At 41.5% G+C, this 7,716-nt stretch carries 6 protein-coding genes; 2 read left to right on the forward strand and 4 right to left on the reverse strand.

The annotated features are described in order from the left end of the window. Positions 1-31 precede the first annotated feature (31 nt). A complete protein-coding gene (locus COR50_RS03955) occupies positions 32-838 on the forward strand; it encodes a S1/P1 nuclease (RefSeq protein ID WP_098192782.1) in 807 nt (268 codons plus the stop codon). 112 nt (positions 839-950) lie between these two features. Here COR50_RS03955 and COR50_RS03960 read toward each other — a convergent pair whose 3' ends face one another. Next, complete coding sequence (locus tag COR50_RS03960) at positions 951-1,874, reverse strand: PfkB family carbohydrate kinase (RefSeq protein WP_098192783.1); 924 nt, start codon at positions 1,872-1,874, stop codon at positions 951-953. Positions 1,875-1,997: 123 nt separating this feature from the next. Next, entirely contained in the window at positions 1,998-3,410 is a 1,413-nt protein-coding gene (locus tag COR50_RS03965) for an MATE family efflux transporter (protein WP_098192784.1), read from the reverse strand. A 482-nt stretch (positions 3,411-3,892) separates the two neighbouring features. Between COR50_RS03965 and COR50_RS03970 the strand changes: the two genes are divergently transcribed. Continuing rightward, positions 3,893-4,363, forward strand: coding sequence for a hypothetical protein (locus COR50_RS03970; protein WP_098192785.1), 471 nt, complete (start codon positions 3,893-3,895; stop codon positions 4,361-4,363). Between the two features lie 271 nt (positions 4,364-4,634). Here COR50_RS03970 and COR50_RS03975 read toward each other — a convergent pair whose 3' ends face one another. Together COR50_RS03975 and COR50_RS03980 are read right to left on the reverse strand one after the other, a co-directional pair. Further along, positions 4,635-6,632, reverse strand: coding sequence for an OmpA family protein (locus COR50_RS03975; RefSeq protein WP_198405772.1), 1,998 nt, complete (start codon positions 6,630-6,632; stop codon positions 4,635-4,637). A gap of 72 nt (positions 6,633-6,704) precedes the next feature. Next, positions 6,705-7,715, reverse strand: a complete 1,011-nt coding sequence (locus COR50_RS03980) for a PorP/SprF family type IX secretion system membrane protein (RefSeq protein WP_098192787.1) — start codon at positions 7,713-7,715, stop codon at positions 6,705-6,707. Position 7,716: the final 1 nt, after the last annotated feature.

Consider the following 7,716-nt stretch of genomic DNA (forward strand, 5'->3'; position numbering starts at 1 on the left):
CGCGGAACTTTACATTCAAAATTAACTATTCATGCACAAATTGATCAATTTTAAGAAAACAATTATACTGGTATTGATCCTGGTATTAGGCAGTAATACATATGCATGGGGCCCAACGGGGCATCGGGTGGTTGCAGAGATTGCCAATAGGCATTTAAGTTCCCGGGCAAAAAAAGCGATTGCCGGCATCATCGGAAACGAAAGCTTGGCGATGATTGCCAACTGGCCCGATTTCATAAAATCCGATACTACTAACAAATACAAGCATACTTCCCCCTGGCATTATGTGGACTTCCCCGGCCACATATCCAGGGAAACTTTTGATGAGATGATCCGTGAGGATAAAGCGCAAGGCGAGTTGTACAAGCAAACCCTTGCCATGATCGAGCAACTAAAAAATCCTGCCTCCAGTAAAGAAGAAAAAAGGTTTGCATTGAGTTTCTTGGTACACATGATAGGGGATATGCACCAACCGTTACATGTTGGTCATGATGAAGATCAAGGCGGTAATAAGATTAGTGTGAAATGGTTTGACAAACCCACGAACCTCCACCGTGTTTGGGACGAACACTTAATTGATTTCCAACAGCTTAGTTATACAGAATACACAAATTGGCTGGATCGCTCACCATTATCAACAATTAAAACGATACAAGGAGGAAGCATTACAGACTGGTTATTCGAATCGCATTTAATAGCCGATAAAATTTATGATCGCACCAAGGATGGGGATCAATTGAGTTACCGTTACAATTACATCTTTGTAAACGACCTCAATAACCAACTTTTGAAAGGTGGATTAAGGTTAGCGAAGGTGCTGAATGACATTTATAAATAAATAAAATATCCGCCCCGGTTAATTTTTATGTAGATCATAATATTATAAAACGGGCTGCTTTCTTTGGATGGAAAGCAGCCCGTTGTTCTTCATTTTATTTAATCAATACCTTTTATACAAGATCTATATCAAAATTCACAAGCTGTACAAATTGATCTAATCTTTCGCTGATATCATCGCGTGTAATTCCGCGTAAACGCTTCACACCGAACTGTTCTACACAAAAAGACGCCATCGCGGAACCAACGATTATTGCCGTCTTCATATTTTCAAAAGAAATATCCTTGGTGCGGGCAATATGACCGATAAATCCACCGGCAAACGTATCGCCGGCCCCCGTTGGATCAAAAACATCATCCAAAGGCATAGCAGGAGCAAAGAACACGTGATTTTCACTAAATAATAGCGCTCCATGTTCCCCTTTCTTAATGATAAGGTATTTGGGACCCATGGTAAGGATCTTCTTCGCAGCCTTCACTAATGAATATTCCCCGGTTAATTGACGGGCTTCGCTATCATTCACCAACAATACATCCACCATTTTGATGACTTCTAATAGATCGCTAAGTGCCGTTTCCATCCAAAAGTTCATCGTATCCATCACGATCAATTTCGGACGAACCTTAAACTGTTCGATCACGCTTTTCTGCACCTGCGGGGTAAGGTTACCCAGGATGAGAAATTCGCTGGACTGGTAACTGTCGGGTATCATCGGGTCAAAATCAGCCAAAACATTGAGCTCTGTAGCCAAAGTATCCCTGGTGTTCATATCCATATGGTAACGGCCTGCCCAATAGAAGCTTTTTTCACCCTGCTTCATTTGCACACCTTCCAGTTGAACCCCCTTCTTTGAAAGCTCATCAAGCTCATCCTTGGGGAAATCCTCCCCGATTACGGAGACTTGATTCACACTATCCAAGAAATTCGATGCAGCCCAAGCAATATAAGTAGCAGAACCCCCAATAATTTTACCAGATTTTCCAAAGGGCGTTTCAATTTCATCGAACGCCATAGAGCCTACAACAGTCAGCGACATTTATACAAATTTAAAATTGATGAATGCAGAAAACCGGGATTTCCCCGGCTTAAAAACTCGCCAAAGTTAAGTATTAAAGGGGAGAAGGTGGTGCAATCTCCCCCTAAAATTGACAATTTACCGCTAAATGTGAACCAGCTTCCATTTTCCCCGGCGGAATATTGCGAAACCGATAGCCGCTACCACCGTTTCTGCGATACAGATTGCTATGAATACACCCGGTGGACCGAACCGAAAAATAATGGCCAAGATATATGCCAACGGGATTTGTATTAACCAGAACCCTACTATATTAATCAACAGGGGAGTCCTGGTATCACCGGCGCCATTAATTGATTGGATAATGACCATCCCGAAAGCATACACTAAAAACCCGATGCTTACAATCCTTAAACAGTCAACACCATAGCGAATTACCTCCGGTTCATGGGTAAACATCCCGATAATTCCCTTCGTAAACACGATGAAAAAGACAGAAATTGTACCTAGTACCGCCATATTATAAAAGGCGGCCCGGTATACGGATTGCTCTGCCCTGTCCGGTTGCTGGGCACCCAGGTTCTGCCCGACAAGCGTGGCCGCGGCATTTGCTAAGCCCCATGCCGGTAAAAGCGAGAAAATCACCACCCTGATACCGATCGTATAACCGGCGATGGCAGCTTCTCCAAAAGAAGAAATAATCCTGATCAGTACAATCCAACTTGCCGAGTTGATGAGGAATTGTCCCGCAGCACTAGAAGCGATTTTAACGACTTGCTTCATCAATGCCATGTTAGGTTTAAATAAAGCAAAGTTGAAATTAATATTCTTATTTCCCCTGAATAGAAACCATAGCTGGAATATTACGCCGGTGCTACGCCCTACAACCGTAGCAATAGCAGCGCCCTTTAACCCGAAAGCAGGTATAGGCCCCCATCCGAAGATGAATATGGGGCAGCAAATGATATTGATGATATTTGCTAACCATAGGGACTGCATTGCCATGACCGCGTTGCCCGCTCCCCGGAAAATACCGTTGACCAGGAACAATAAGGTAATCACGATATTGCTGCCAAGCATAATCCTAGTGTAAGAAGTTCCGACTTGCAGGACTTCATTTCCAGCGCCCATTAACTTTAATAACTGCGGGGCAAAGAATGCACCCGGAATAGAGATTAAAAGCGAAACAATGATACCGACCAACAAGGTTTGCGCAGCGGCGCGGGAAGCGCCATCTTTATCCTTTTCGCCCGTTCTACGTGCAACTAAGGCAGTGGCAGCCATACCGATCCCCATCGCCAATGAATAAATAATCATCAGCATTGATTCCGTCAACCCCACGGTGGCGATACTATTTTTGCCCAGTTCACTTACAAAATAGATATCTACCACTGCAAAAAGTGATTCCATCACCATCTCCAAGATCATGGGGATAGCTAATAATACGATAGCCTGTTTAATACTCCCGGAAGTATAATTATATTCTTTTCCCGTAATGGCATTTCCGATCAAACCGAAAATCCTTTGCACACGGGAAACTCGTTGCGATAGACGCATGGTTAAACAACTTAAATTGAGTAATAATTAGAAATAACAAACGAAGTGGCGCAAAGGATCTTTGCGCTGCAATAAGAGAAATGATTTACATCTTGACTTCGCTAGAACAAGATGGGTGTGGAGACTTTCATAATCAGCATAGTTTGAGTTGCAAATATAGACATTTTATTTACTTCGAGAGAAATTCTATGAATTAATTGTCATGTAAACAAATTTGGAAATTTCAAATGAGGGCTTTTAAAAGGTGTTGCGACATCCTCAATTTAAAATACCCGTAATGAAAATACAGCCTGATTTTCATAATAGAATAAGGCAGAACAGCATTCCATTGAAAAAAATTAAAAAAAAATTCAAATTGCTGTAACATTTCATAAACACTCCCGTTTAACATCCATAACCAATAATGAAAACTAAACTCGATTATCGGAAACCTATTGAGAAAAATTCATTAAACAAACATCAATAATTTAAAAACGGAAACCATGTTTATGCTTACTAAAAAGGCTCTTAAAAGAAGCCTAATGGCTATTGCTTTGCCCGCAATGCTTTGCTTTACAGTTACTGCTTGTAGCGATGACGATGACGATGCGCCAAGAATGCGCACCAAGGAGTACGCTTTCACTAGCACAGATAGTACAGCAAATGGTAAAGTGACCATCAAGGAGAAAGCTGATTCTACTATTGAAATCGCCATCACACTCAATAAATCTATTAAAGATACTACTTACAATTTCGGTGTCTTTAAAGGCGAAGACGTAGCTGTTACTACTGACACTTTATTGGCTTTACCTAGTGTTAAAAGTACCGGGGCAGGCTTGGAAAGCAAAGCTACCGTTAATTCTATCAGCTATGACAGCGCGATGAAAGTTAAAGCTTTCGCACGTATTTCTTTCGTAGACGGAGAAACAGAAGAAGCAGTCGCTACTAAGAAAATCCTAGATGCTGCTAATTAATTTTTCTGTTAGTTCAATTATTGCTTAAGCAATAAAACAGTTATAGGTAAATTAAAAATTAACAGCCGGGATTACTCCCGGCTGTTACTCCATTCTTAGAGCTTATAAAACCCCCATTGTGAGAAGCGCTTAGTAATGAATTACCCTGCACTATTTACTATTGAATGGTCTTTTTATTCAACTTAAGTATCCCAAATCAGTTGAATAATGATAATTGATGGTTAGGATATGGAAAAGGTAATTCATATTCCAAGGTTAAAATCATTATTAACTAGTGCTTATTTCTAAGCACCTTAAATTCAGTTCTACGGTTTAATTGTCTTCCATCAGGATTATCTTTTCCGTTCGGTAATGTATTTGGAGCAATCGGCATCGACTCCCCGTAGCCATGTGCAATAATCCTTGACCTACTAATCCCTTTCGAGATCAGGTAATCTACGCAAGATTGCGCCCTAGCATCAGACAATTTCAAGTTATACGCATCCGTACCTTTACTATCGGTATGCGCGCTTAATTCGATTTCAATATCAGGGTTGTCCACTAATATGGTATATAAAGTATCTAGTACCACTAAAGATTGTGGCCTTAAAGTGGCTTTATCAAAATCGTAATAAATATCCTTAAGGATGATCGGTTTACCCACTTCATACCTCTTTAGGCAGATACCTGGGTTAAACAGCGTATCAGCAGTGTGTAATGTAGCCGTGTTAGCAGAGATCGTTTTAGAGAAGTAATTTTCTTTTTCTGCTAATATCTTGTAGTCTTTATCAAGTTCTACTTCGAATTCATACTTCCCGGTTTCATTCAATACGACTTGATCTATAATTTTATTTTCCGGTTGTAACAGCAATGTAATTTTAGCTCCTGTTAACGGCGCACCGCCATCACAGTCATTCACCATCCCCATCATTACCTTCGCTACTTTTTGAAGCGTGAATACTTCCAAACAGCAAACCGATTCCCTATCAGAACTAAAAAATCCTTGTTGCATGCCGTTATCGGTAGTATTGGGGCAGAAATATATATCATCCTTCGGGGAATTTAAGGGATATCCCATATTAACAGGATTTACCCAATCACCGAAAGAACCCTTGCTGCTAAAGAAATCCATCCCCCCGAAACCGACTCTGCCATTGGTGCTAAAGAGCAACATTTTATTCCTAGTATCATAAAAAGGGGCACAATCGTCTTCTTTAGAATTGATAATATTACCCATATTTACCGGGGCGTTAGGCGTGCCGTTTTGCAAGGTAGCATACCAAAGATCAAACTTACCGTTACCCCCGGGCCTATCTGATGAAAACAATAAATATTTACCGTCGCTGGTAAGCATTGGCTCCTTGGAGCTATATCCATCTGCATTCACGTTAGCGCCTAATTTTACCGGCTCTGACCAGCTGCTTCCCGATCTTTTAGATTCGTAAATCGCGCTCATCTTTTGCCCGTTCTTCGTAGTCCACTTGGTAAGGTACATGGTGTTTCCACCGGGGGATAATGTCGCAACCCCCATATCCATATTTTTCTCAAGGGGAATATCTACCAAGCTGGAATTTTCAAATTCATGGCCGCTCCCGGATGCAGTATAAAGTTTATTAACATAAGGATTCCCTTTTTTATCTAAAGCCCCGGAATCCGGTCTAGAAGAAGTAAAAATGATATTCCCGGCTTTTTCCAGGACAGCAGCATAATTAGCTCCTGCACGATTTACATCTCCTGTAACTTTCATTACAGTAAAACGGGGAGTTTTTTTCATTTCTTCAACTGCAAATTCGCAAGTAGCTATTTCAACAAGGGCTTGGGTCGAATAATCATCGTAACCTTTATATTCCTCTTTAAATTGCTTGAATTGCTGCAAGGCTTCATCGTACCGACCTAAAGCTCTTAAGCATACTGCATATTGATACCTTATTAACGGAAACATGGCAACGGCCTCGGTAGCATTATCATTTATAATAGAAGCGTACCATTTTTCAGCGCTGGCATAATCGTAGTAATGGCGGTAAGATTCTGCAAGCCTGTATTTCACCTCTTCATAATCTTTCACTTTCTTCTTTTCCTTCCTCGAACTTTTATCCACTACATAAGGAATGAATTTCGCTTCCTTGGTATCGAAGGTATTGAGGGCTTTATTATAATATTGGGCGGCAGAATAAAAATCCTTGTTCATATAATATACGTCTGCCGTCCTTCTGTAGTCAGCTACATATTGCGCCAAGGCAGCATTAACAATTACAAGGGATATAACGAATAGAAAAGTAAATTTCTTCATGGGGATACCATTTATTTGAATCGATGGTAATAGAAATCGTCGATATATAATATGAATTCGTTTCATTATTGACTAGAGTCTAGGACAGATGAAATATTCCGGGTCGAAGATTCTTTTCTTACGGAACACGTAAGAAAGTGATACTTCGAAACTGTTACTCCCGTTCACTAATCGTCTCAGGTTAGAGGTATTAGCATCATAGCTTAAGCCGAGTGTGAAATGTTGATAACGGGCGCCGGCAAAAGGTATAACACAATCCTTCCAGCGGTAATTCGCTCCTAGCAACACGTCGCACATCGGGTTTACTAATATCTGCGCATAGGCGCCACCCACGATCTCTTCCGCATTTCCCTGCCGCATATACAAACCCGTGGGAGTAATATTTAACATATCGCTTACCTTGATCCTCATACCACCATGTGCCACGTAACGTACCGGCAATTTACGGTCGCCGTTATCTGCCTCTAAGAATGGATCTTCCGGTTGGGTAAGATGTGCGGCGGCAACTCCAACAAAAGGATTCACCGTATGGTTGGGATTACCGTCGAAGAACATGACCCCCGCATTTACATCGAACACGGTAGAAGAAGTCCTTCCCAAGTTTTCACCGCTGATCATATTCGGATCGAAGCCGATCACAGGATTGTACTGGCTACCAAATTGCAATTTGCTTTGGTCGATCCTGCGGTTGATAATACCGGCTTGTACACCAAATGAAAACTGGCTGGTTTGGTTTCGCCCCAACTTCACGCCGTTATAGGCAATGCTAGCCATTGCATTTAGATAATTATACCCGGCGTCCCCAGCAGACATGTTCAGAACATTTACACCGAGGCCGAGATTTTTTGCAGTGGGAGCATCAAACGACACACCGGCAGTAGAAAATGGTTTGCCGAAGTTGTTCCATTGCGTCCTGTAATTTCCATTTAACCTATAATCACCGTCCACAACACCTGTAAGGCCAGGGTTCAACCATAGGGGGTAAGCGTAGTACTGGGAAAAATGCGGGTCTACCTGTGCTTTGGCAAGCGCCGGCACAAATACACAGAACGCAAGCACTACAATGATGATTTTGTTTCTCATG

The organism is Chitinophaga caeni (assembly GCF_002557795.1).
Lineage (GTDB): Bacteria > Bacteroidota > Bacteroidia > Chitinophagales > Chitinophagaceae > Chitinophaga > Chitinophaga caeni.